This window comes from Arthrobacter sp. 05N428_2, assembly GCF_056397065.1.
In genome coordinates, this window is the sequence record NZ_JBFTMR010000014.1 from 57,171 (window position 1) to 82,080 (window position 24,910).

18 protein-coding genes are annotated in these 24,910 nt (G+C 61.4%); 7 read left to right on the top strand and 11 right to left on the bottom strand.

The genetic code is table 11. The features are described from left to right. The first annotated feature begins 157 nt into the window (after positions 1-157). A complete protein-coding gene (locus tag AC1DGI_RS14820; RefSeq protein ID WP_476899408.1) occupies positions 158-1,276 on the top strand; it encodes a glycosyltransferase in 1,119 nt (372 codons plus the stop codon). On the opposite strand, the gene AC1DGI_RS14825 is transcribed toward AC1DGI_RS14820, so the two are convergent. The 3 genes from AC1DGI_RS14825 to AC1DGI_RS14835 all read right to left on the bottom strand — a co-directional run bounded on the left by AC1DGI_RS14825 (position 1,245) and on the right by AC1DGI_RS14835 (position 5,794). Then, positions 1,245-2,540 (bottom strand): hypothetical protein, encoded by a 1,296-nt coding sequence (locus AC1DGI_RS14825; protein ID WP_476899383.1) that lies wholly within the window; start codon positions 2,538-2,540, stop codon positions 1,245-1,247. The genes AC1DGI_RS14820 and AC1DGI_RS14825 overlap by 32 nt on opposite strands. Positions 2,541-2,657: 117 nt before the next feature. Continuing rightward, on the bottom strand, positions 2,658-4,109 hold the full coding sequence (locus AC1DGI_RS14830; RefSeq protein ID WP_441401883.1) for a tyrosine-protein kinase domain-containing protein: 1,452 nt from the start codon (positions 4,107-4,109) through the stop codon (positions 2,658-2,660). A gap of 74 nt (positions 4,110-4,183) precedes the next feature. After that, a complete protein-coding gene (locus tag AC1DGI_RS14835) occupies positions 4,184-5,794 on the bottom strand; it encodes a glycosyltransferase family 39 protein (protein WP_476899384.1) in 1,611 nt (536 codons plus the stop codon). Positions 5,795-5,924: 130 nt separating this feature from the next. Here AC1DGI_RS14835 and AC1DGI_RS14840 point away from each other — a divergent pair, with 130 nt between their 5' ends. Continuing rightward, positions 5,925-6,584 carry an arsenate reductase/protein-tyrosine-phosphatase family protein gene (locus tag AC1DGI_RS14840; protein ID WP_476899385.1) on the top strand — a complete coding sequence of 220 codons (660 nt, stop codon included), beginning with the start codon at positions 5,925-5,927 and terminating at the stop codon, positions 6,582-6,584. On the opposite strand, the gene AC1DGI_RS14845 is transcribed toward AC1DGI_RS14840, so the two are convergent. Next, positions 6,555-7,487, bottom strand: a complete 933-nt coding sequence (locus AC1DGI_RS14845) for a glycosyltransferase family 2 protein (RefSeq protein ID WP_476899386.1) — start codon at positions 7,485-7,487, stop codon at positions 6,555-6,557. The genes AC1DGI_RS14840 and AC1DGI_RS14845 overlap by 30 nt on opposite strands. Before the next feature lie 121 nt (positions 7,488-7,608). On the opposite strand from AC1DGI_RS14845, the gene AC1DGI_RS14850 reads away from it, so the two are divergent. The 5 genes from AC1DGI_RS14850 to AC1DGI_RS14870 are packed head-to-tail and all read left to right on the top strand — an operon-like array spanning position 7,609 to position 12,883. Next, positions 7,609-8,655: a glycosyltransferase family protein gene (locus tag AC1DGI_RS14850; protein ID WP_476899387.1), complete on the top strand. Its 1,047-nt coding sequence runs from the start codon at positions 7,609-7,611 to the stop codon at positions 8,653-8,655. Beyond that, on the top strand, positions 8,652-9,644 hold the full coding sequence (locus tag AC1DGI_RS14855; RefSeq protein ID WP_476899388.1) for a glycosyltransferase family 2 protein: 993 nt from the start codon (positions 8,652-8,654) through the stop codon (positions 9,642-9,644). The genes AC1DGI_RS14850 and AC1DGI_RS14855 overlap by 4 nt, the downstream gene beginning before the upstream one ends. 36 nt (positions 9,645-9,680) lie before the next feature. Continuing rightward, positions 9,681-10,382, top strand: coding sequence for a polysaccharide deacetylase family protein (locus tag AC1DGI_RS14860; protein ID WP_476899389.1), 702 nt, complete (start codon positions 9,681-9,683; stop codon positions 10,380-10,382). 49 nt (positions 10,383-10,431) lie between these two features. Continuing rightward, the gene (locus AC1DGI_RS14865; RefSeq protein WP_476899390.1) at positions 10,432-11,526 is read left to right on the top strand and encodes a glycosyltransferase family 4 protein; all 1,095 of its coding nucleotides are present in this window, start codon (positions 10,432-10,434) and stop codon (positions 11,524-11,526) included. Next, the gene (locus AC1DGI_RS14870; RefSeq protein ID WP_476899391.1) at positions 11,510-12,883 is read left to right on the top strand and encodes an MATE family efflux transporter; all 1,374 of its coding nucleotides are present in this window, start codon (positions 11,510-11,512) and stop codon (positions 12,881-12,883) included. Before AC1DGI_RS14865 ends, AC1DGI_RS14870 begins: the two co-directional genes overlap by 17 nt. A 167-nt stretch (positions 12,884-13,050) precedes the next feature. Here AC1DGI_RS14870 and AC1DGI_RS14875 read toward each other — a convergent pair whose 3' ends face one another. From AC1DGI_RS14875 to AC1DGI_RS14905, 7 genes are all read right to left on the bottom strand, one after another. After that, positions 13,051-15,567 (bottom strand): right-handed parallel beta-helix repeat-containing protein, encoded by a 2,517-nt coding sequence (locus AC1DGI_RS14875; protein ID WP_476899392.1) that lies wholly within the window; start codon positions 15,565-15,567, stop codon positions 13,051-13,053. Positions 15,568-16,076: 509 nt separating this feature from the next. Beyond that, positions 16,077-20,024, bottom strand: coding sequence for a LamG-like jellyroll fold domain-containing protein (locus tag AC1DGI_RS14880; protein WP_476899393.1), 3,948 nt, complete (start codon positions 20,022-20,024; stop codon positions 16,077-16,079). 95 nt (positions 20,025-20,119) lie between these two features. Next, complete coding sequence (locus tag AC1DGI_RS14885; protein WP_476899394.1) at positions 20,120-20,887, bottom strand: hypothetical protein; 768 nt, start codon at positions 20,885-20,887, stop codon at positions 20,120-20,122. Then, complete coding sequence (locus AC1DGI_RS14890) at positions 20,884-21,684, bottom strand: CDP-alcohol phosphatidyltransferase family protein (RefSeq protein WP_476899395.1); 801 nt, start codon at positions 21,682-21,684, stop codon at positions 20,884-20,886. The genes AC1DGI_RS14885 and AC1DGI_RS14890 overlap by 4 nt, the downstream gene beginning before the upstream one ends. Next, entirely contained in the window at positions 21,681-22,889 is a 1,209-nt protein-coding gene (locus AC1DGI_RS14895) for a DUF1972 domain-containing protein (protein ID WP_476899396.1), read from the bottom strand. Before AC1DGI_RS14895 ends, AC1DGI_RS14890 begins: the two co-directional genes overlap by 4 nt. Positions 22,890-22,993: 104 nt before the next feature. Further along, entirely contained in the window at positions 22,994-23,452 is a 459-nt protein-coding gene (locus AC1DGI_RS14900; protein WP_441402239.1) for an FAD synthase family protein, read from the bottom strand. A gap of 10 nt (positions 23,453-23,462) precedes the next feature. Then, complete coding sequence (locus AC1DGI_RS14905) at positions 23,463-24,908, bottom strand: sugar transferase (protein WP_476899397.1); 1,446 nt, start codon at positions 24,906-24,908, stop codon at positions 23,463-23,465. Positions 24,909-24,910: the final 2 nt, after the last annotated feature.

Here is a 24,910-nt window from a genome sequence, read left to right on the forward strand (position 1 = left end):
TATAGGCTGTATGCTACCCGCCCGGTCAACGATTGGGCGCCTATGAATTGCCACACTGGTGATCGGAGCAAGGGTGCAATCTTCCGCTTTCCCGGCCGGATTCCGTTCGAGACGTGAGCGAAATTCCACTGCAGCCAACGGTGCACCGAGCGTTCTGGTGGCCCATCCTAGTCCTGACCTATATGGTTCAGACCGGGTCCTAGTTGAAAGCGTCAAAGGGCTAGTGGCTGGCGGCATGAGAGTCACCGTGACGCTGCCCTCCGCCGGTCCTCTGGTGTCGGTGCTCGAAGAGACGGGCGCCGCCGTCGCCATCTGCCCCTCCCCTGTCCTTCGCAAGAGCATCCTGAAGCCTAAGGGCTTCGCACAATTTAGCGTCCAGGTCGGCAGGGGAACAGCAGGAGGGCTGCGGTTGATGAGGACCTGCAACCCGGATATCGTCTACATCAACACCATGACAATTCCGCTGTGGTTCGTTTTGGCGAAGCTGTTCAGGAAGCCGATCCTCACCCACGTCCACGAGGCGGAAGGCTCCGCTCCCAAACTCCTGAAGGTTCTTTTGTCGGCCCCGCTCCTGCTCTCGACGTCGATCGTCGCAAACAGCGCCTATAGCGCCTCCGTCCTAAGGGGCGCGTTTCGGGGCTTGTCCTCGCGCACCGTCGTCGTTTATAACGGGGTCCCAGGCCCCTACCATCCTGAAGCGCCGCGCGCCGTCATCACCCCATCTGTCAGGCTCCTCTACATTGGACGCCTGTCGTCGCGCAAAGGAGTGGACGTTGCCGTCCGCGCCCTGAGTCACATCAAGCAGCGTGGCCTGGACGCTTCACTCGACATCGTTGGTGCTGTTTTTCCTGGTTATGAGTGGTATGAAACGGATCTTCGTGAATTGGTGGCAGCGCTCGGCCTCCAAGACGACGTGACCTTCCACGGATTTACGCCAAACGTCTGGCCGCACATCGCCCGCGCCGACGTTGTGCTCGTCCCCTCCCGGCTGGACGAACCTTTTGGAAACACCGCCGTTGAGGCCGTGCTGGCAGGACGGCCGGTTATTGTCAGCGACACTTCCGGCCTGCGCGAAGCCGCCGGAAGCTATGCGAGCGCCCAACTGGTCCCGCCGGGGGATGCGCGGGCGCTGGCCGCGGCAGTTGAAAAAGTGGTAGGCGACTGGGCCAGTTATCGGGATGATGCGCAGATCGACGCAGCCAAGGCCTTCACCAAGCACAGCTCCGAGTCATACGGCGCCCGGATCAGAGCTGAGCTGAAGGCTCTCTTGGCTTAACCGGGCCGCTTCCGCGCCGTCTTCCCTCCGTCGTCGGCAGCAAAGCCGGCGGCGGGTCATCGGTTGCTGCAGACAAATCATCAATGGCCGGGAGAAAGGAGGCGACTGTTTTCCGGGCAAGGATAAGACCCACAGCCAAGGCCATCGTCGGCACGGACGTGTACATAGGGCTAAACAGGATGTTCCAAAGCGTAATTATGGACAGGAAAAGCACCAGTCCCGTGGCCCGCCGGCCAGCTACAGCTGTGACGATCCAATGAACCATGTGCGTCAGAATCAATGCGGCCGCCGCAACCCCTCCAAGCCCAAACAGCACCCAGAAGTCGCCCAGCACGGAGTGCAATTCGAAGTGGGTTCCGAGCATGTAGTTTTCCACATAGCCGTTATTAGGCGCGTAATGGATTGCTGCCATACCCGTTTTGGCCACCAAAATGTCTTGCAGTGACGGAGTTATCCCCACCCCAAATCCCCACGGCCGGGATTGAAACAACGCAGCAGTTGCGGCCATCTCGGGCCGCGCCCCCACGAGGAGGGATCCAGTCAATGCGATCTGTTCCACTGAGCGCTGTTGGGCACCCGCACCGAGGTAGCCGTCAACCAATAATCCGGTCCCCACGTTGTAGGTCACCAATATCAGGCTGGCGAAGGCAACCAGGGTCTTGGCCACCGATCGTCGGACGCTGCGCCCCTGCGGGATCATCTGCCAAATGACCAGCGTGAATGCGAGCATCAGCATCCCGAACAGAGACCTGGCATCGTTTGCCCCGGACACGATCGCCAACACCAGAAGCAGCGCCATGTCCACCATGCGCGGGCTTGGCCCCCATTTCCGGCGCGCGTAGCTGGCCAGCGACAACGCAATGACGATTGCGGGGACAGCGTACCCGAATTTCCAGAGGTTCTCCGTGGCGCGCCCCGCTCCTGAAACGCCCAGGACCAATCCAAACCCCAGGCCTAATCCCACGAGCCAATCCGGCATCAGCGTCCGTGCCCAGAGTATTACGCCGACTGTGAGGAAGAGGCTGCCAAAGACGACGGAGTTATTGAAGTAGCTGATGCGGTCAAATCCGTGGTCCGCCACGCTATAAGCAGACAAGAAAAAACCAAGGAGGAGGGCCGCCGCACCGATCGTCACGAAGCCTCGTCCTCCCCGGTAGCGCCCGAGGCTGGACAACCAGACAGGGCTGAGCGCCAACGCCGCAACATCGCCGAGGGTCAGCGCCTGATTGATCTCCTGGCGCAGACCCAACAAGACGAGCAGCACGAAAGCCACAACCTTCGCCGCCGAGTCCGGACGCGACGCGAAGGGGCGCGCGGACGGCCCGGCAGCTCCGGGGGAGCCACGAAGGGCGCTGTTCCCGCGGATCTCGGCCATCTTGGGCTACGAACCCGTGCGCACATGCGCGGGGTCGTTGTGCTCCTTGGTAACGGACACGGTCTTGGTCTTCGGTACGTCGCCGGGAGCTTGGGCCGCAGCTTTAGACAACGCACGGCGTCCGTCATTGCCGTAGCCATATGAGCGTTCGTTGCGGGATTCTTTTACTCCGTTCAGGATGATTCCCAGCACGTGGCCGTTGACCCCGTCGATCGCATCCAAGGCGGAAGCCAGTTGCCCGCGTCTGGTCGCCGCTGCCCGCGCGACGAAGACTGCGCCGTCTGTAATCCGGGACAACGCCAGGCTGTCCGTGACGGGAAGTAAAGGAGCAGAGTCCAGGACAACAATGTCGTAGTCCACTGCGCATGCCCGGACGAGTGCGGCCATGGCCTCCGAGTTGATCAGCTGATTCGGGTTCGGAGGTATGGCGCCGGACGGCAGGACATCGATGGTGCCCCAGGGTTCGATGACGTCCCGGAGTTCGGCAGCCCCGGCGAGCACGTTGCTGAGGCCGACCTGCCCCTCGATCTGACAGTAATGGGCAATTCGCGGTTGCCGGAGGTCGGCGTCGACAAGCAGAACCCGGTCGAACTTCTCTGACAGGGCCAGCGACAGATTCACTGCCGTCAGGCTCTTGCCTTCTCCCTCGGAGGCGGACGTCACGACCACTGATTGCACGGCGGCATCGGGATTGATGTATTCAAGGTTCGCTGCCAGGCGCCGGTAGGATTCGGCCGAGCGTCCGTGCGGGGTCACTCTCATGACAATGTCATTGGGAGTCCTGCGTCGAGCCCCCGGAATGGTGCCGAGCAGCGGGACATCGGTAACGCGCCGGAGGTCCTTCAACGCCTTGATCCGAGTGTCCAGCAGTTCCCGGCCCAAAGCGTAGATGACCGCAAGCACCAACCCAACCAGTGCTCCAGTTAGTGTGGAGAGCTGGGTGTTAGGCGCGAAAGGGTGTACTGGCGCCTGAGCCTCAGCTACTTGCTGCATGGCGACCGCAGGTGTTCCTACCGCAGTTCTCGGTGATATGCCTTGGACTGTGGTTGCTAGAGAGGAAGTTACGGCATTAGCGATCAGCGCTGCTTGTGCCGGGGAGGGATCAGTGACGGAAATGTCGATGAGTACCGTGTTAAGCGGCGAAACGGCTGAAACAGATTCACCCAGCTTTTCCGCGGTGGTATTGAGGCGCAGGCGAAGGATGACCGGTTCCAGCACCGAGGGCAATTTCGCCAACTGCGCATACGACTGCATGAGGTTTTGGGTATAGGTGGATCCCTGAACCAATTCCGACGTCGTTTCACCTCGCTGGGCGGACACAAAAACGCTGCTGCTGGCCTTGTACATCGGCGGGGTGCTCCGGGCATATCCGAAGCCAACGGCCCCACCGAGGAGAGTCAGCACACACAAGAGGGCCCAGCTGCGCTTCAGTGCCCCCAAATACTCTGAAAAATCCATATGCCCGTCTCCCAGATACGTTCTCGTTTCGATGCCTCATGCTACCGGCGGCAACCCAGCATTATTCGTAGAAGTCACCTTGTGAATTCCTGAATGGAGTCGAGGGGACCGGACCACGCAAGGCGGGACTGAAACCCCGCGGTCCGCAGTTTCTCGTCATCAGCCTGCGCAAAGGCAACAGGATAATCAATCCGCCGAATCAGCCACACCCTCTGCACCCCTTTCAATTTGTCCAAGGAATCTCCAAGAAGTCGCGAAGATCCGTCGAGAGTGCCGTCGGCGGCGCCCGGAACATGAAAAGTCAGGTCCAGCAGGCCGGAAAAAGCTTCGGGGTAAGCGACGGCGATGCGCCGCAGCGTTAGTCCCGTTTCGGCTTCCGAGGGCGGATATCGGGGACTGAAATACACCGCATCCTGCGCCTGTGCGTGTGCGCCCATGTACTCCGCCACCTCCATCCAATCAGTGCCGCTTTTCGCCTGGGCCTGGCGTTGCGAGAGGTAGATTGGAATGGTAAACAACACGATCATGACCCCCGCCGCAGCCCGCATCCAGTGTCTCGGTAGGAGCCGCGCGCCGGCAGCTATCAAGATCGCGACCGCCGGCGTACTCAGCGAAAGGTACCGCGGGTTGTACATGGGATGGATCAAGAGCGAATAGAGCCCGATGGCCAAAGTCGGAAGAACGATCTGCGGAACGATCCACACAAACCACTTGGGCAAGGAAGCCCTCCGGAGTGGGATCAACGCCCGTTGGACGGCGAAACACATCGCGAGCCAGGAAAGGCCCGCCAGCGCTATGGCCGCGATCACCCACGGTTCGTTCGTCCCCGTTCCGCCTTCTTGCGTGGTGGGCGTATCGCCTAGGAACCACTGGTTGACGACCACGTTTTGAATCCACCGTGTCCAGCCCAGGTCTTGATCACTGACCTGGCCGCCTTGCCTCATCGACAGATACAGCACGGGCGCGCAGGCCAACATCCCCACAGCCGCGGCCAGGAGCCATCGGAACCGCTGCCGCCATCTGACGCCCCTCAGCGCCAGCAGCGTCACGGCATGTGAGGCAATCAGCAGGACCAGGTACAGGTTGATCGCTACGGATATCGCGGCAAACGCTGCGTAAGCGGTCCAATGCCGCGCTGTTTTGTGTCGCAGTGCCCCGACCAGGAGCACGGACAGCCAGACTGCGGCCGCAGCGCTGAAGGCATAGGACCTGGCCTCAATGCCCATCCACGTGACCCTGGGGAGCACCCCAAACACCAAGGCGCTCCACAATGCCAACCTGGATCCGCCCAATCCACGGGCCAGGACATATACACCGGCCGCTCCGGCTCCGACTGCCAAGGCGCTGGGCATCCGCAGGCTCAGGGCAGACTGGCCAAAAAATTCGATCCAAAAGTGCATCAGTAAGTAGTAAAGGCCATGGACGGCATCGACATTTTGGAGCATCCGCCATAACTCCGGAAGGCTACGACTTGCGCCGGTAATGGTGGCGGCTTCATCGGTCCACAAGGAGACCCGCCATGAACCAGCGAGAGCCAGCAACGCGGCGAAGCTGCCGATCAGCGCGGCCCGGGTGCCGTCCCGGAGTCCAGTTGCCCGGACAAACACCCAGTTTGGCCGTCGAGCCTGGACCACCTTAGCCGGCAGCGTGGAGTCAACGGCGGCGTGATCCGCAGATCGGAGCATGCTCCTCCTCGAACTCCGTGGCGCTGAGACGTGCGCCCGCGCAGTCGGCGGGGACAGCATGCGAGCAGTGCATTGGATGCGTCAGACCTCTGTGTGGAAGCAGCCCCTTGGACTATCTTTGAATCCTGCCATGATTCATCGCTATCTGGGAAGCAGCCAAATGCCCATAATTCTCGTCGTCTGTTCCGGAAACGTGTGCCGCTCTCCTTTGGCTGCAGCCATTCTGCGTGAACAGTACGGCCTCGATGGTCTGACTGTTCGGAGCGCGGGCACGGCGGCCATTCCTAGCCACTCAATGTGCGAACGCGCCTCCGCCATGACAGGTTCTGAGGGCGTCCCGGTCATCCACCGGGCGCGGGTCCTAACTGCCCAGCTGGTCGAGGACGCCGACCTCATCCTTGTCGCCGCTTACGAACACCGGACCGCCGTCGCTCGGTTGCGCCCGTCAGCCAGGCGGAAGACCTTCACGCTGAAGGAGGCCAGCGTGTTCATGCGGAGCGTAGTTGCTGTTCGGGCGCTGAGCTCTCAGGGCGGCACTGGAGCTCAGGAGAACACGTTGGGCCCAATTGTCCGGCAAATGAATGACATGCGGGGGGCCGGCAAGCTGGCCGCGCCCAAGCGATCCCTCGCCATCTTCCCCGGCCGGTCTTCAGATTCCACTGCTTATGGCGAAATATCGGACGGTCATTGGGGGAATGAGCGCGCGCACCGGAAAACACTCGAGGAAGTGGCCATCGCGAGTCGATCGATCGGTTCCGGGCTAGCGGGAATTCTGGGCGTCCCGCATTAGCCGCAAGCCGTCCCACGTTCCCATCGCGGCTGCCCGTAACGGCGGCAGGGGCCTAAGGAACTGGCGTCGACCCCCCCGCAGGAGAATGTCGCGGGCCGCGCGGATGGCCGTGCGCTTCCAGGCACGTTGTGCGTCCGGGCCAAGGTTCACGCCCGCAAAGAGCAACCTATTGCGGGCGTTGTAGTAGTAGTAGGTAGCCGACTTGGCCCGGTTCGCAGGGCTTGCCGCCGCGTCCGGGTGGGTGCCTCCTTCGTCGTGCATGGCAGGGACGCCGTGGACGACCCGGATTTTAGCGCCGGCGGCCAGAACCCGGTATGACAGGTCCACATCTTCCCAGTACAAGAAATATCGTTCATCGAAGCCGCCCACTTCCTGCCATAATTCATGGCTCACCATCAGGCAGGCACCGGTAAGCCAAGGAACGTTGCGTCCCGGCGCGGCCGCGGAGTTCTTGCGGCTGGCCCTGGTTGACCCATCGTTCAGGTCAAGGTCCGAGCCGTCAAACCAGACCGTACCGTCGGGCCGGAAAATCTTCGGCGCCAGCAGCGTCATAGGCTCCGCATTTGCCTCCTCCCGCAGCGAGCGGAGACTCTCCGCATTGAGTGCGGCATCCGGATTCAGCAGCAAAAAGAATCGGGCGCCGGCGGCATAGGCCGCGGCAACGCCCAGGTTCATACCCCCGCCAAAACCCACGTTTGTGGCGGGGAGCACCGTCAACCACCCGCGGCGCTCCGCCAAGGTCACCACCGCTTCCCGCTCGGGGATGTCCGAAAAACTATCCACGATGACGACTATTGCATCCGGTGAGTGCTCGGAGACAGGTACGAGGTTCCTCTCCAGAAGCTCATGGGAGCCATAGTTCACCACCACAATTGCCACCGGCGGAAGTTCTGAAGGCGTCATGGTGGGAAGACTATCCTTTCGCCCAGAAGCGGACTAGTAATTTGAGGTCATTATGAGAGGATACGTCCAAGCCACATGCGTAATGGATTCCAATGCTGCTCATTCGACGAGGTATTGACTATTGAACAGTTCACTGGCGGTATTGCAGTCTTTCCCTGTCCCCCGTTCCACGACCAACCCCTACTTGGTTCAGCTGGCCCGCGGGCTCCGGGAGCTGCCCGGTGTGACGGTGGTAAATTTCAGTTGGCGCGCGGCCCTCCTCGGAAAGTATGACGTCTTCCACGTTCACTGGCCCGAGATTCTGGTCAGTGGCAGCAGCCCGCTAAAGAAACTCGTTCGGCAGGCGCTCAGCGTGGCCCTCTTGTGCCGCCTCGCTCTGACCCAAACCCCGGTGGTGCGAACCATCCACAACATCGAGCTGCCGAAGGACATCTCCGTCCTTGAGGTATGGCTGCTGCGCCTGATCGACCGCCGAACCACGCTTTATGTTCGGTTAAACTCCGAAACGCCTCTTCCGAAGGGCCAGCCCAGCGTCATCATCCCGCACGGCCACTATCGTGACTGGTTTTCCCGCTTTCCGAAGGCAGAAAAGATACCGGGCCGAATCGGATACGTAGGCCTGATACGACGGTACAAGGGCGTAGAGGATCTGATCAAGGCCTTTCGGCAGACAACGATATCCCACCCCGGACTCACACTTCGGCTGGGAGGCAATCCCTCCACACGGGAAATCGGCGAAAAGATCGCGGCCTTGGCCTATGGTGATGACCGCATCCGCCTGAATTTGGAATATGTCTCCGACGCAGAACTCGTTAAGACCATTACCAGTTCAGAGCTCGTGGTCCTCCCCTACCGATTCATGCACAATTCGGGGGGAGCATTGGCCGCCCTGTCGTTGGATCGGCCGGTGCTGGTTCCCGCCAACGAAGTCAACCAGGCGTTATCCGAAGAGGTAGGCCCGGGCTGGGTATTTCAGTACACCGGCGCGCTGACACCGGAGAGTATCCTCCAAACATTGGCGTCCCTCGCGGAGGATGCCCCGCGCACTCGCCCGGACCTTGCAAGGCGAGACTGGCGCAACGCCTCGTCGGCGCACAAGAAAGCCTACGAAAAGGCAGTGGCTTATGCCGGCCAGGCGCCTCAACTACAGAAGGCCATGCGCCCATGAAACCGCAGACGCTTCTCGTTGCGGTGCTGACGTATCGGAGGCCCACCACGCTTAAGCGCGGCCTGGAAACCATGCTCGAGCACGTGACGAAACTCGCCCAGGACTCAGACCGCTCAATCTCGCCCAGCATCGTTGTTATTGACAATGATCCGGCGGAAAGCGCCCAGGATACTGTCATAGCCTTCAACTCGGAATTGATTCGATACGTGGCCGAACCAGTGCCCGGCATCTCCGCCGGTCGAAATCGGGCATTAGACGAAGCTGCGCACCATGATTTGCTTCTGTTCATCGATGACGACGAGGAGCCGCAAGAACACTGGCTCGAACCGCTGTTGGACACGTGGCGAAAGACTAACCCGGCTGCTGTCATGGGGAGGGTGGTCTCGCAGTTTGAAGCTGACCTTGACCCGTGGATCGCCGCGGGCGCCTTCTTCCGTCGACGGCGGATGCCGACGGGGACCGTGATACCCACGGCAGCCGCAGGAAATTTACTCCTCGACATGCACCAGATCCGGAAGGCCGGCGTGCGTTTCAACGACAGCTTCGGCCTCACGGGGGGCGAGGACACGCTTTTCAGCAGGTTGCTGGTGCGGGCGGGGGGAACGATACTTTGGTGCGACGAATCCGTGGCCACCGATTTTGTTCCGGCGGACCGCACCACCCGTGAATGGGTTCTCCGGAGAGCGTGGAGCCATGGAAATTCAGCCGCTTTGGTCGACATCCATTCGACGCAAAGGGCAATGCACAAGAGCATGGCACGCCTGCGATCCGTTGTGCGCGGGGTGCTGCGCATGTGCGGCGGTTCACTACGTTTCGGTTTCGGGGTGATCGCCGATTCCCACCGCCACCAGGCCCGAGGGTTGCGCACCGCCTATCGCGGGGCCGGCATGCTGGCCGGAGGAGTCGGAGTCGCCTACCTCGAGTACTCGCGGGAAGCGCATTTGCGCCCGTGGATGAAACGGGCGCCAGCCCGCCGGAGAGGGCGGTAACGGATGAAAGAAGTGAGGAGGATCGTAAGCCGGGTCGTGAAGCCCGTTATCCGCGCCCATTCCGCCTTTGTCGGCTCCATCGTCGCCGTCAATACGGCAGTTCCGAACATTGTCCTGACGTACGACGACGGTCCGGAACCCGGCGGAACTGACAGAATCCTGCAGGTGCTTGATGAGCGGCAGCTCAGCGCCACGTTCTTCGTCCTGCTCAGCCGGGCCCGCCGTCATCCCGGCCTCCTGGCAGAGGTCGCAGCCGCGGGTCACGAGATCGCCCTCCACGGACTTGATCATCAACGGCTGACCGGCTTCTCCTCCCGCGAAGTCTCGCAACGGACCAAGGATGGCCGTTCCGAACTCGAAGACCTGACGGGTCAGCGGGTCGAATGGGTCCGTCCCCCGTATGGCCGGCAGACACTGACTACGTGGCGCGCTGTCCGGTCGGCCGGACTCATGCCCGTTATGTGGGGGGCGACCAGCTGGGATTCCAAGGTGGCGTCCCAGGCGGACCGCGTCCAGAAAGCCATGACCGGGGCGGTTCCGGGGGCTATCCTCCTCTCCCACGACGGTCACGCCGGCCTGGGAGACGGCGTCGACGACGGCCCCCCGCCGTCGTTGGACCGGGGGGATCTCACAGCCCGCATCCTCGACTCGTACGCCGACGCCGGGCTGGGCGCATGGGCGCTGCGCGAATCCTTGCAGCACGGAACTCCGGTGCTGGCGGCCTGGTTCAAGAGATGACTCGATTCCGAACAGCGAACGTGGGGGTGGAACTATGACAATGGTCCGGATGAAACTCAAACGCGCCCGGCTCTATGAGTCGATCCGCACCGCCCATCTGGAGCGCGCCCATCAGCTGAAGCCGGCCGCAATAATCTATCGCCAGCGGCGTTACGATTTTGACGCCGACCTGGCTCGTGGCCTGGAACTGATCGAGGCCAGCCCGCTCAGGGCGGCACTGATCCTCGCCCGCTCCGACGTGACCGCTCTGGAAGTCAACGAACCACTGATGCTATCCAGCCTTCCGAGCACCGCGGTTGCGCTATTGGCATTGGCTGCCCGAAGGCTGCTCGGCGGCAGGCGCGTGCTGGTGGTGAGCTATGCCATTGGCAACAGCGACCCGTATCCACAGCGGCTGCGCCACTCGTGGAAGTCCTCACTGCGCAAGGTAGTCGAGCGGCGACTCGCGGCCATTGTCTGGAAAAGAGTGGACCGGCTGGCCTTTGGCACTGCGGCCGCGCGGGACACATATCACGGGCTGCTGCCGCAATCGGACGGTCGCACGGAGGTGCTCATCCCAGCCGTTCCCGCCGCTTGTTCATGCGAGCCCGGACAATTCAGTGACCCCCATCGAGTGATCTATCTGGGGGACTTGTCGCAACGCAAAGGGTTTCCCCTTCTACTCGAAGCTTGGCCCTCGGTTCGGAACGCGAACCCGGCAGCCCGTCTCACTATCGTCGGCAAAGGAGCCCTGGTCGACCAGGCTCTCGCCAGCGCTGCGGCGGACAGCAGTATCGACGTTGTCATCGACCCGCCTCGAAGTGAAATCCACCGCCATTTGCGGCACGCCCAAGTGCTTGTCCTGCCCTCGCAGTCCACGCCGATCTGGCGTGAGCAGGTGGGGCTTCCCATCGTCGAAGGCTTGGCGCATGGTTGTTCGGTCGTCACGACGACCGAGACGGGACTGGCATCGTGGCTGGCAGAGCATGGTCATTCCGTGGTGGCAGCGGGGTGTTCCGCCGGTGCCCTGGGAGAAGCGATCAAGGACCAGTTGCTCCGGGCCGCGGGGCGCAGCGACGTCATCGCCACGCTGCCGCAGCTAGACGGACGTCTGGCCGCCGATTCGTGGCTTTTTGAGACGGATTCACGTGACTACCAGACTTGATCGGAAGTCCGTACAGGACCGTTCGGCCGGACGCCGAGGCCTGCTGGCAACAGTGGGCGGCACGGCAGCGACCAAAGTCGCAGTTATGGGAGTTTCGGGGCTGCTGGGCATCGTAACCAGCCAACTGATAATCGCCCATTTCGGCACGGACGCATATGCACAATACGGATTGCTGTCATCGATCCCGAGCCTGCTGCCCTTCGCGGACCTTGGCATTGCTGCGGTCGTTATCAACGCGGTGGCGGGGTCGTCGAAGCCTAAGTCCGACGAGTATGTGCTCGGCGCGATTCTCACGGCCATGCGTATCCTCCTGGTCTCAGGTCTAATCTTCATCGTTATTTCGTTTGCGGTCTATTGGCTCGGTTGGTGGCCCGCCATTCTGGGGAATGGCCTCCTCCCGGGGGACGGCGCCGTGGCGGCCTGCGCCTGCCTGGCCCTCTTTGGCCTGGCGCTCCCGTTATCGATCGGTCAGCGCATTCTCGTCGGCCTTGAGCGGACCAACGTCCAGGTCATGAGTCAGATTGTTGTAGCGCCACTCATTTTGACCGCCGTTCTCGTCACCGTGGGAATCGCAGCCCCCGCAGGAAGTTTCCTGGCAACGTTTTCCTACATTGCAAATGCCATAAATTCTCTTATCTGCCTCATAATTGCAGGGCGTCTTATCTCGCCTCAGCTCAAGTCCGCTATTCGTGCAATTCCCCACGTCAGGCGCCATCGTGGAGTCCGGGCAGCCCATCTGGCCTGGCCTATGCTTCTTCAGATGATCGCGTTGCCCGTGGCGATGCAGACAGATCGCCTTTTGCTGAGCCATTTGACAACGGGGAGCGAATTGGCCCAGTATAATTTGGGCTCCCAATTGTACGGAATCGTCATCCAAACCGTTGCTGCCGCAGGAATCGCTTTCTGGCCCATATACGCCAAAGCCCGCTCTGCGTCCCGGGTGGAGTCTCCGTTGATTCCGACTCTCTGGTTTGCTACGGGCGGCGTGGCGCTGGGGATCGTTCTAGCCGCGCTTTCACCCTTGGTGGTGGATTTCATCTCCGACGGAAAAATTCAACTCGACAAGTGGCTGATTTTCGGATTCGTTGTGTTCGTGGGCCTGCAGGCAGCAAAATACCCGGTAGGTATGTACATGACAGATCACCAGGGACTCCGCTTTCAAACCATCCCGATCTTCATTATGGTTCCTTTGAACCTAGGTCTCTCTTGGTGGCTGATCGGCCTATTAGGCGCTGGCGGCCCTATCGTCGGTTCGGCCATTTCCGTAGCTGTCTGCCAGGTCGGCCCGAACATCTGGTACGTGAATAGGGATCTGAAACGACGCAGGGCGGCGGCACTCGCGTCCGAGCCTACCTAGGTTGCATCCCTGGCGGGGTCGAAGTGGCCTCACAACATCCTTCGGGGGCCGCAAGGGCTTGTATTCCCGGATCGGCGCTGGGTGCGGGCCAGCAGCCACGGCACGCCACGGGTGTGGCGCGTACCGTGACCGCTGGCCGGACCGGGCCAAACGGGCCTGATTCAGGCTTAGAAGCGCCCGACCACTGTGCTGCCTGCAGGCTTGCCGATCGCCGTGGCCACGTCCTGTGGCAGCGGAACAGCGATGGCGGTCGACTTCGCTGCCAGAGCTGCCATCTGGTCAATCGGGACGCTGGTGTCGGTGCTGGCATTCTTCCAGCTTGCACCCTTGGCGGCGGCTAGAGCGGCGGGGGTTTCGTAGCGCGCAAGAGTTACTCCGTCATTGCCGCCCCACGCAACCATTGTCGGGTCCGTTGTGACAACTCGCTTGTTAAAAAGGTTTCCTGTAATTACGACATTCATGTTATCCACGGGAATCTTGGTGACGCCGTCAAGCGCATAGAACTGAAAGCGGCCCCCGTTTCCGTATACATTGTTAGATATCGTAATGTTGCGTGTCAGCCACGGAGTTGTCGGATCGACGGCCGGTTGGCGCGGATCTTGTCCGGCGAAGCTCGAGACCGCCTGCCGGCGTTCATCTTGGGCCAACTTGACCCCGAACAGTCGGTTTCCGCCGATGTTATTGTTGAAGACCTTTACATTTCCCGTGTTGTAAATGAGGATTCCGGTCTCTTGGCCGTTGGTCTCGTTGTTTGCAACGATCGCGGTATCGGATATTTCGATTTCAATGCCGTTGATCCCGTTTGAGGACGAGGTGTTATTGGAGACGTTTGCAGTGTTTACGGACTCATCCAACCAAATCCCGGTACTGCCCTGGTTATTGCTGGTGTCGTTGTTGACAATCTTAATACCACGCGAACGAGTCACCTTGATTCCTCCCGCGACCGGCTCCGGCTTGAATCCCTCGGCATTGTTAAACGAAACAATCGAGTCCTTGATAACCAGACCGTACGCGGCATTGACACCGATGCCGAGCATGCCGTTTCGTTGCGCGGTGACGCGTTCGGCGATGCTGTCATTGTTTTGAATTGCAATGCCGATCATCGCGTTGTCAACGACGGTGAGATTCCGAGCCGCGGCGGACGTGGCGGCCAGGACAACGGCGGCGCGGGACTCATAAGGCGTGGCGTAGCGGCGCACCCCGAATCCCTGCAGCGTGGTTTTAGTGGCTGAAGAGTAGATGGCCTGGCCCAGATTGCTGGCCCGCACTTCGTGCCCCGCGGGATCGCTCCCGAGCCGGATCGTATTGGCTGCGTTATCCACGTAGAACGTCCCCGCAACCACCTGAGCAGCGGACCCGACCTGCTTGAGCGAGACCCCGTCCAAGAACACTTGGTCCGGCCGGGCCGCCATGGGCTTAGCCGAATTCACGTATCTCGGGTTGTCTGCTACACCGTCCATGGAATTGGAGAACTCGGGGGTCCATCCTGATGCGAGCCAGGTGGCGCCCGATTTCTGCCAGGAAGCCACCGGCACGGACCCGTCCAACCAAACAGCCTCGTCGGGGTAAGACTGAATCGTCAGCGACTTGTTGGACGGAATTGTGACCGACTCGTTGTAGGTGCCTTTTCGCAGCACTATGACCTGGCCGGACTTCGCATGAGCGACGGCGCTAGCAAGGGTCTTCAAGGGGGCAGCCTGGCTGCCCGGTTGTGAGTCCGTGCCCTTGGCGACGTCGACATATATTGCGTCGGCCGGCGCGGCGTACACGGCCGAACCGACGGCGGACGCTCCACGTCCCGGTTGAGGGGCCGGTGCCGGGGCTGGAGCGGGTGCCGGGGCGGGAGCCGGGGCCGGAGCGGGGGCCGGGGCCGGAGCGGGAGCGGCTCCGATGTTAACGACGTGCAAGTCGTCCAGAACAGTACTGACCGGCGCCGAGTTGCCGCCAGACATGTACTCCCAGATACCAACGGCTCCCGCACTGGCGATCCTAGTGGCGGAAGTGTCCGCGACCGAGAGCTGCCAGTTCGGGACCGCGCTTCCGTCAAGCCAGGCGCGTCCTTGGATGGACACAGAAGACGTACCCGTGACACTGAATTCGATATGGGCCTTTTGGTTGGCGCTCAGCAACTGCGGCAACTGCACTTTTCCCAGATTTACGTCAGTCCCGTTGGTAATCCTTGAGACGGCAAGGAATAACTTGCCCCCACTCATCACCTCCAGGCGCCCCCGGTAGGCGGCACCGGAGCTCTGCCGGCGAATATCGAGGGCGTGATACAGGCCGAATTGACCCGCGGGAACCGAAGGTAACATCAGCGCCCCTTGGACATTGACATCGGTCGCAGAGACTGCAGGCAGCACGGCAGACAGTGACTGCCCTGGCGGCAGTCCATTTACCCTGGCTGTGCCGTTCACAACGGCGAGACCCGCCTTGGCCGGGTTGTCCATTGCATAGGTGCCTCCGGTTTCGGCATTGCCCCAGCCGGCCAGGGAAGTGCGGCTAAAAGTGTCGCGGGCAACTTCGGAGGACGTTGTGGAGGCACTTTCGGGGCGGGTGACTGCCGCGCTGGCGGCAGGAGCCAGGCTGACTGCTGCCATCGCGAGCGAAACAGCACAGATCAGGGGAGCTACTAATTGCCTTGGCCAGCCGTCGCCGGGGGGATCTTCCAATATTTTGCGCGTCAATTAGGGGCTCCTCGTGGATGATGGCAACCGAGACAAGCCCGCCGGTAATCGACGAGCTTGCAGGCTGTGGGCAAATACACGCAGCGAAGACGAACGTTCACGCCGTCTTCAGACCGTTCCCCCAGCGGGACGCAATAACACAACCAGAGACCAAATTGCAGGTAAGCGAAAAGCATACTTTTGCTGCAAACGGTCACACTACACGGGATGAAATCTTCGATCAAATCTGCTGGCCATCCAGGATCACCCTCAGCAGCCACAAGTCGTACTTTCCGATTGGTGCTATTTGGATCGTGAGGCCGGCTCTCCGCGGGCCGTACGACGGATAATAACCGTGCGACAGCCGCGGGCGGCCACTGATCGGCTCCGCCGTTCTCCTCCGATCGTCGCGCCCGTGGCAAAGATCTTCCGCGCTGCCGGGATCTCCTCGCGGCAAGAAACACGGCTGGTCCGGACCCTCGAAGAGGATCCGGACCAGCCGACAGTGCAGTTTTGCTAAACCGGGTCGATCACTCCACCCTCCTAGTCACCCAGTTGGTGAGGGACAGGGTGACAGGGCCGTTGGTTGCGGTGCCCGAAAGATACGTCATCACGCCTACGGATCCGGCGCTTTGCATGGTAATTGCAGCGTCCGTTGCCGTCACTTGCCAGGCTGTGGGTTCGGCAACGGCCGTGTTCCACACCTTGGCACGTAGGGTCGTCGGCGAGTTCCCGGAGACCTGCAGTCGGACGGCCAGTTGCATGCCCGCTGTGTAGGTCAGGCCCGGCACCGTGATGCTCTTTAGGGTGGTCTCAGTTCCTCCCGCCGTGGACTTCAGATCCAACGTCATCAACCCGGACTTTGAGATCCAGATCTTTGCCAGGTAATCCCCCGCCCCTGATACGCGTCGGCCGATGACGGTTGTGAAGAATCCGCCCCCGTCCGACAGCTTGTCCAGTGACAGCTGGACCTGGGTATCAGACGACGTAGACGAAACGGATCCGAGGGTCGCCGTGAGCTGTACGCCCTTGGCCGTGATCATCTTGCCGCTGCCATTGTTCACGGCGAAGTTGGCATTGCCGCCTGAGGTACTCCAGTTACCGCCCACATCGGCTTTCCCGAAACCATTGGCTACGATTCGAGCGAACCCGTCCTGAGCCAGCGGTGCCGCCGTGACCGTCACCGGCTTCGTCACCGAACCCGTGCCGCCCWGGTTATCCGTCACCGTCAGCTTCACCTGGAAAGTGCCCGCAGCAGCATACGTGTGCGAAGGAGACACACCCGAACCCGCCGCAGTCCCGTCACCGAAATCCCAACCGTACGAAACAACCGTGCCATCCGGATCAGAAGAACCCGACCCATCAAACGACGCCGCCAAATTCACCGCCGAGGACGTAAACGCCGCCACCGGCGACTGATTCGCCGGCTGCCCGGCGCTCCCGAGCGCAAAGTGGTTGGCTACGTCCGCGTCGGACAGTGCCACCGGATAAACCGCCACCTCGTCGATTGCGCCGGCAAAGTACGGCTGCGGTCCCCATGTGTTGTCGCTGCCGACCCGCCAATACCCGGAGTAGGGCTGGGCCTGCGTCTGGGGGTTGGTGCCTACGACCGTTCCATCCACGTACAGCTTCATACCGTCAGAAGACTGGGTCGCCACCATGTGGTGCCAGGCTCCGTCGTTGTACGACTTTGGCGAAGTAATGGTATTTGTCTGGCCAGTCCAGACCCCAAAGGTCAAGGCGCCGCTGGTCTCCATATAAACGTGCCGGTCGTAACTGTTCGAGAGCCCCGTTGGCTGGTCGCCAAAGCCGATCAGCTTGCCGCCCTGCTGAGTAGTCGTGTTGAACCAGAGTTCCTCCGAATAGGTTGTCGGATTCGCAAATACATTTGCGCTGGACAACAGGCCGGACGTCCCGTTGAACGTGGCCGACGTGTTGGTCGTCCCGGCAATCCCAGAGGGACCTCCAAGAGTCACCCCGTCAACATAGGTGCCAGGATTATCCGAGGGGCTGCTGTCTGCCGCGGTGGTGCCGTTGCTCTCTCCCAGCCTCCAGTACAGATCGGGTGCCCCCTGGAACACGGCTTTGCCGTAACTGTCGGCCGGCGCGACGGGAATGTTCAGAGTGCGGCCGGAGTCGGTGAAGTGCTTCTGCACCTGTTGCAGGGTGATGACGCCTGGGTAGATCGACACTTCGTCAATGGCACCCCGGAAGAAATCGCTCGAGGGGCCGCCGGGCCAGCTTGCGATGCTGTCCCCGCCGATCCGCCAATATCCGGTATACGGCTGGCCTTGTGTCACATCGCTGCGTTGCCCAACTCGCTTTCCGTCAACATAAAGAGCCATTCCGTTGGCTCCAAGGCTGGCCGCGATCTGATGCCACTGGCCGTCGTTGTATGTACCGGCGGTGCGCAATGTATCGGTCGATCCGGTGTAGACGCCGAAGTAGATGTGGCCTGCATTGTCCATATAGATATGACGGTCGTAGTTGTTGGAGTTCCCCGTGGGGTTGTTGCCAAACCCAAGAATCTTTCCGCCCGACGTCGTCGTGGTGTTGATCCACGTCTCCGCGCTGAAGACGTCCGGACCAGGAATTGCCGTTTGAGTGGACGCCGACCCGTTGACGGTGCCGTCAAAGGTGCTTGCCGTGTTGGGGTCACCAGTGACAGCGCCCGGGGTGCCTCGCGTCACTCCCGTCCCCGCGACGGCGTCCGACCAGCCCGCCCAGTCAACGAGGGAGCTCCCGCTGCCTTCGCCGAGCCGCCAGTAGCTGCCGGCACCATCGGCCAAAACGTCAGTGGCATAAGCACTCATACTTCCAGCGGAGGCGACGGTTACCGTGACTCCGTCCGACCTGGCGATGTTCCCGAACGGGTCGGTAACGAAGATGCGGTAGCTGTGGGTCGAGCCCGGCACGAGCCCGGTGTCCTGAAAGCCCATGGCCGCCCGTTTCCAGAAAGTGGAGGCCTGGGTCGTGGTGAAGATGGGAGTGGTCTGGTGATCGTCACGGATGACGTCGTACTTCAGGTTCTCGTTGTCCTTGTCCCAGTTGGCCTGCCAGGCGACCCGGACAGTTCCGGTCGCAAGGGAGAGCACCGTGGGGTTCATGGCGCTGCCTGTTACCACGGGGCCTTGCTTGTTGGGAGCAATGGTCTTGACCGCGAACCTGACCAGACCCTGTTGGGCGGTTCCGTTCACGGTGGGAAACTCGCCACCGAGAATGACGTACTGGGAATTGCCGTTGATGGTCCAGGCCGCCTGGCTCTGGCCGGTAAACGATCCGACGTCAAGATCCGGAAACCACGGCAGCAGGGAGGGCCGGGGGGTGCCCTCGTAGTTGTAGTAGCCATACGGATCTGCCGTTATAGTTCCGGTTGCTGCCTTGCTAAAAGCCAATGCGTGGTGGAAGGTCCACTTCGGGTCGGTCTGAGGGAAGCCGCCGATGTTGCCGCAGTAGTGGTCATGGCTGACGGTGTAGACCGCCGTATCGGAGGCGTATACCCCATAGGAATCACCGTGGCAGTCCTCCACCCAGTTGAGCACCCCTCCGTCCCAACTGGCAGAGAACGCGCCTTCAAGGTTGCCCCCCGAGCCGAACACATATCCGGTTCCGTAGACATTGGTCCCGTCGGAGGTGAGGCTATAGATTGAAGACTGCGTTCCGCCGTTGCGCACCAGACCGTTCACGGCCCACGGGAGCAACGCCGCCGTCGAGGTGTCCAGGGCGGCCATGCCATAGCCCGGATTACTCGAACCATTAATACTGGTGAAATTACCGCCGACCACGACTTTGGTGCCGTCCGGAGAGATCACCATGTTGTTCACGTCGCCCCCTGCCACCACGGGGTTCCAGCCAAGCAGCCCGGCGTCGGAGGCCCGGACTGCAGCAAGGTGTGGCCGGCTGACCGAACCCACGCCGCTGAACCAGCCGCCCATGAAGACAGAAGTGTTGGTGGCAGCCAGGGCATAGACGCGCGAATTGACGTTCGGCGCAAAACTAGTGATCAATGCCCCGGTGACCGGGTTCAGGGCCGCCACATATGGCCGTGACACGCCATTGACCGTAGTAAAAGCACCGGCGACATAGATCCGGGAACCATCCGGGGAGACCGTGATGGCTTTCGCCTGGGCGTTCAGGCTCGCCACGAACGTCGTATTGAGCTTTCCGGTCGTAATGTCATAGGCCAGAATGTTGTTCCGCGCCACCGTGTTAGTGCCCGGCGCGGACCCGGCAGGCCGCGCCGTCGTGAAGTTTCCGACCACATACACGGTGTTGCCAACCACGAGCTGCTGCCACGCCACACCATCAATCTGGACCGTCGGCAACGCATCCGCAGTGACCGTGGGTGGTGTGGCCGGGTTGGCCGGATCCAAAGGCGCAGTGTCCGCCGTGGCAGCCGGGACCGGCAAAACCGCGATCGCCAGCATCATTGCGACGGACACCCCGAGAACGAGCAGTCTCTTACTGACTTCAAACACAGACCGCACTGTTAATCCTCGCGGTGGCGCACTAGATGGACGATTCTTGTCCCCGCGCGGTCGCGCCGGAACACTATCGAATCTCGATTCGATGCTCATGACTTCCCCTCAGACGTTGTGATGGACCCTGCAAAAGCTGCAATGGGTGAAGAAACTTCGTAATTCAGATAGATGTAAACCTGACCACGCTGGTCCATGGGCAGTAGGAAAACGAAGACGGCGGAGGCCGTGGCGCCCGCACCCACAGATTCTGGGAATCTCGCTGCGCCGGGTCCGCTCAGTTGCAGAGCAGGAGTCCGGTTCGGCCCGTACTCGACGTTGATAAGTGCGCCTTCGAGCGATACAGACTTTGCGGACTGATTGTGGACGGAAACCGTAAACCGAATGGCGGGGCCTGCTATCTCGCCGGGGCCTGCTGCCGTGCCCGTCACCGATTCAAACTTTGTGATGTCGGCCGTGACGCCAGGGCGCAACGCCGCGGGGTCAGTGATGGCCACGGGAGCGGACACGAGCTGCGGCGTAGCAGCAAGTTCTGCCTCCGACTTGACCTTCGCGCCTGTCGCCGTTGGTGCGGCCGCGGCGGACTCCCCGGTGGAACTAGGTGCAGGTGTTGCCGCAGTGCCGGGGGCAACACCGTTCGTTTGCGAAGCAGCAGTCTGCGGCGGCGCCTGCGTCGCTGAGGACGGGGCGGCACCGGCCTGTGTCGCGTCCTCCGCGCCGGTCCGGGCGCTGGGGGCCACTAGAGGGGAAGCCCAGATACCCCCGCCGATCAGGATCACCGCTAAAACGAGTCCGATGAACAGTGGTTTCTTCCCTTTTCGGTCTTCCGGAGAAGGATTCTCTGCAGTTCTTGTGCTGTTCATGATTTACTCCGAGTTGAGACCGGTTGAGAAATTGACAGGAACTTCATATCGCCGAACCACCGAACTAAAGCCAGCGTGAGGTGAATCGAATTGGCGGCGAAAAACAAGGAATAGACGGTAAAGAACATCCACGGTGCGCCGAGAAGAACGAAGATGAAACAGAGCACACCGTAGTCCGTCGGCACCAAGAGGATGGACTTAAACACGGATCCTCGCTTGGGGATTGCCTGCCGGCCGGATTTGAGCAAAGCCGTCGTCTTGAGCTGGTCGTTGAGGACCATGGCGAAGAACGAAACCGTTCCGACAATCGCGTAGCCGATGGGCACGAGGAGCCACCCCTCCGGGTGAAGCTGGAAGTGGCGGTAGGCCGCCACCAGAACCGCCAGGTGTAAGCTGACGATTTTCGTGCAATCCACCACATGGTCCAGCCACTCACCGGCCAGGGACCCTACTCCCCGAAGGCGAGCTAATTGCCCATCGGCGGAATCGAGGATGTAACCCACCGCCAAAGCAGCCCAAATGACCGCGCCGACCCACCAGTCTGGGGTAGCGAGCGCCAGCAGCAGGATTGCCCCGAAAGTGAAGCCTGCGCTGACGCCGGTCACTTGGTTGGGCGTCATTGCTGCTTGATGTGTCAGCGCGGCGGCATATCGCCCCAGCCTCCGGTTGACCAAGATTGAGTAAGGCGGGGCCCCGGCGGCCACCGACTTCTGTGCAGCGCCCAACGCCGCCAGTGTTTCGTGGAAACTGGACCGAGACAGGGAGACCTGTTCCGGCTGGACGTCGCCGAGACTCACGATGCCGCCCTGCTTTCGTCCGGAGCTTGGCTGGGGGCGGAGACCCAACTGGTTCGCACAGGGCCTTGAGCGCGGGTGAGGGTGCGGGAAGCCAGCGCATAGCAAAGGGACTCATATCCGTCGGCTACGACGTCCCAGTCATATTGAGCGGCGATTTGCCGCCCGTGCTCCGCCCTGAACCGGATTCTGCCGGGGTGCGCTTCTGCCTCCCCCGCCAACTTTGCGACGTCGTCCGGGTTCCGGAAATATCTTCCAGCCGAACCGAGTACCTCCCGGTTGAAGTTCACATCAAAGGCGTTCGTCGCCGCACCGGCGCCAATTGCCCGGAGCAATGAGGGATTGGTGCCTCCCACTGAGTGACCGTGCCAGTACACCAGCGCGTTGGCGTAGAGCTCGTCCAGCAGTTCTTGGTCCCACACGCCGCCGAGGAATTTCACCCGCGCGTCCGAGGATTCCTGGACCTTCTGGTTGTACACATGGCCGTACGGCGTGGAACCGACGACGACCAGCGGAAGCCGCGCATTGCTGCGGACATAGCCCTCCACGATCGTGTGGACGTGGTTTTCCGGCTCCAGCCGAGCGACTACTAGGTGGTACCTGCCCGAAACCAGGCCGATGGAGGCCAGACGTTGGGGCTCTTTCGGGGCCAGTAGCGGTGCACCGTAGGTAATCAGCTCCGTCGCAGCATCAAAGGTGGTCCGGTAGTAGTCACGGATTCCGGCGGCATCGGCGATTAGGGCGTTGGAGAACCGCACGGCAAAGCTTTCGGCCCAACGGTAATACCGTTTTCCAACCGGCCCCCACTTTGCGCGCTTCCATTCCAGCCCGTCCATGTGTGTGGCAACCGGCAGCTTGGCCAGGCGGAGGAGCGGGAGCCAGGGTGCGTTGGCCGCATTGAAGACAATTGTCGCGTCCGCCCTGCTGCCCAAAAGATGGGCTACCGAAAGCCCGGTGTGGCTAAGGGTTTCGAGCGACCGTCGCCGCAGGGCCGGCAGATGCACGAGTCGCATGCCGGCGAATTCCTTTGCCCCGCTCACCGCCCCATTTCCGGACCGGCAGTACACCGTCACAAGGTGTCCGCGCTCGGCGAGCCGGCGGCCCACTTCCTCCACGCACGTTTCGAATCCGCCATAGTGAGCGGGCACACCCCGCGTACCCACCAAAGCAATCCGCAGACCAGCACGCTTAGGAGTTGATTCCTTCACTTTTCCCCCCTGGGAACTTCGTATTTTGTTTGATCGAGACCTTGCTGCGGAGCCGGAGACCGTACCGGGACCGTTCCTATCTGAGGTAGTTGCTCAAGCGACGCCTAGGGCAGGGCCTGTAACGCCGCCCACTCCCGAGGCCCGGAATTCAGGAGTTCCAGGCTCCTCCGAAGGGAGGTGCTCGACGTGTGCATGGTGTACGGAAAATAGACGACCTCGACGCCCACAGCGGCAAACTCCCGCTCCAGGGCGAGGCCCTTCGGGGTGTTTCGCCAGTCGTCACCTTTGAAGACAATGTCGAAGGGATGCCGCCGCCAGGTGTCGATCTTGCGCGGCAGGGTTTCTGCGATCGCCTCATCGACGTACCGGATCTGCCGGACGATCTCCAGCCGCTCCGCCAGGGGAACCACCGGCGGGTGGCCCTTTGTCGCGACGAGAAGTTCGTCCGCGACGACGCCGGCAATCAGGAAATCGCAGTGCTCCTTTGCGTGCCGCAGCAAGTTGAGGTGGCCAACATGGAATAGGTCAAAAGCACCTGCCGCGTATCCGATTCGAGTCGTCATTGGTCCCCCTTCAGAAGGCGTCGGCCGGGCTGCGCAGGGCTCTGAAAGTCCTCCACAGGATGATCAGGTCACCGGTTAGCGACCAGTTCTCTACGTAATAGAGGTCCAACCGAATGCTTTCCTCCCAGGGGAGGGTGGACCGGCCGTTGATTTGCCAGAGTCCAGTGATTCCAGGCTTGATAAGCAACCGCCGGTTCGTGAACTTCTCGTAGCGTTCGACTTCACTCAGCAGCGGCGGACGTGGGCCGACCAGGCTCATTTCCCCAGTCAGCACATTCCAAAATTGAGGAAGCTCGTCGAGCGAGTACTTGCGCATCCAGCGACCGCACTTGGTGACCCGCGGATCATTCCGGATCTTGAATAGCAACCCGGAACCCTCATTGAGCTCCCGCAGGGACTCCAGATCAGATTCCGCCGTCTCCACCATCGACCGGAATTTCAGCATGTGGAAGGGAATGCCGTTCTTGCCCGCGCGGAGCTGGCGGAAGATGACAGGACCACAGCTGTCATGTTTGACGACGATGGCGAGAGCGAGCATGACGGGAGACAAGACCACTAACGCCAAGGACGCAGCAAGAATGTCTAAGGCACGTTTCAGGACATGCTTGGCGCCTGCGTATTGGGGAAGCTCCACATGCACCAGCGGCAATCCATCGACCGGACGCCAGTGGATTCGAGGGCCGGCGACGTTGGTCAGGGTAGAGGCCAGGACGAGCTCCGTCCCGGTTGCCTCCAGCTTCCATCCCAGTTCCCGGATGTATGTGCTGCCACCGGGGACCCGTCCCGCGACGATGACCGCGTCCGCGCCCGCGACTTCCACCATTCTCGATACATCAGCCAGGGTCGACACAACCGGGATCCGGTACCACGGCGGCCGCAGCTCCGTGGACTTCTCCAAGGTGGGCAACCCCACCCCGGAGATCTCGTAGCCGGCGGTCGGATTCTTCTGGATCTGGTTGATGACATACTCGACGTCTGGCCGGTCTCCGATCACCACCACCCGTGACAGGTACTTGCCTTCGGCCCGCTTTTGGTTCAGCCACCGGCGCCAGAGCCAGCGGCTGCCGGTAAGTAGCAGCAGGCCCAGTGGCAACGCCACGGCGAAGTAGCCGCGCACCACGTCGAACCTGACGAAGACCATCGCAATTGCAAGGGCGCCGAACAATTTGAGAGTGGCCTGTGCCACCCGTTTGTACTCCGCGGCGCCGACACCAAACGTACGGCGGTCGCGGGTGGGATAAATCTCGAGGGAAGCGAACCACGCCACAAGGAGCAGTGTGGAGACCATCAGGTACCGCGCTTCAAATTCCTCCCCGGCAGGAGTCGACGCTTCGGTGCCGAACCTGAACACATAGGCCGAAGCCACCGCAACGATAATGGCTGCGGCATCGGTGATTCGGAGGCGGTTGGCGAAGTTCCTCCATCGAAGAGAGACCGCCCGCCTGGAAGCCGCCATGT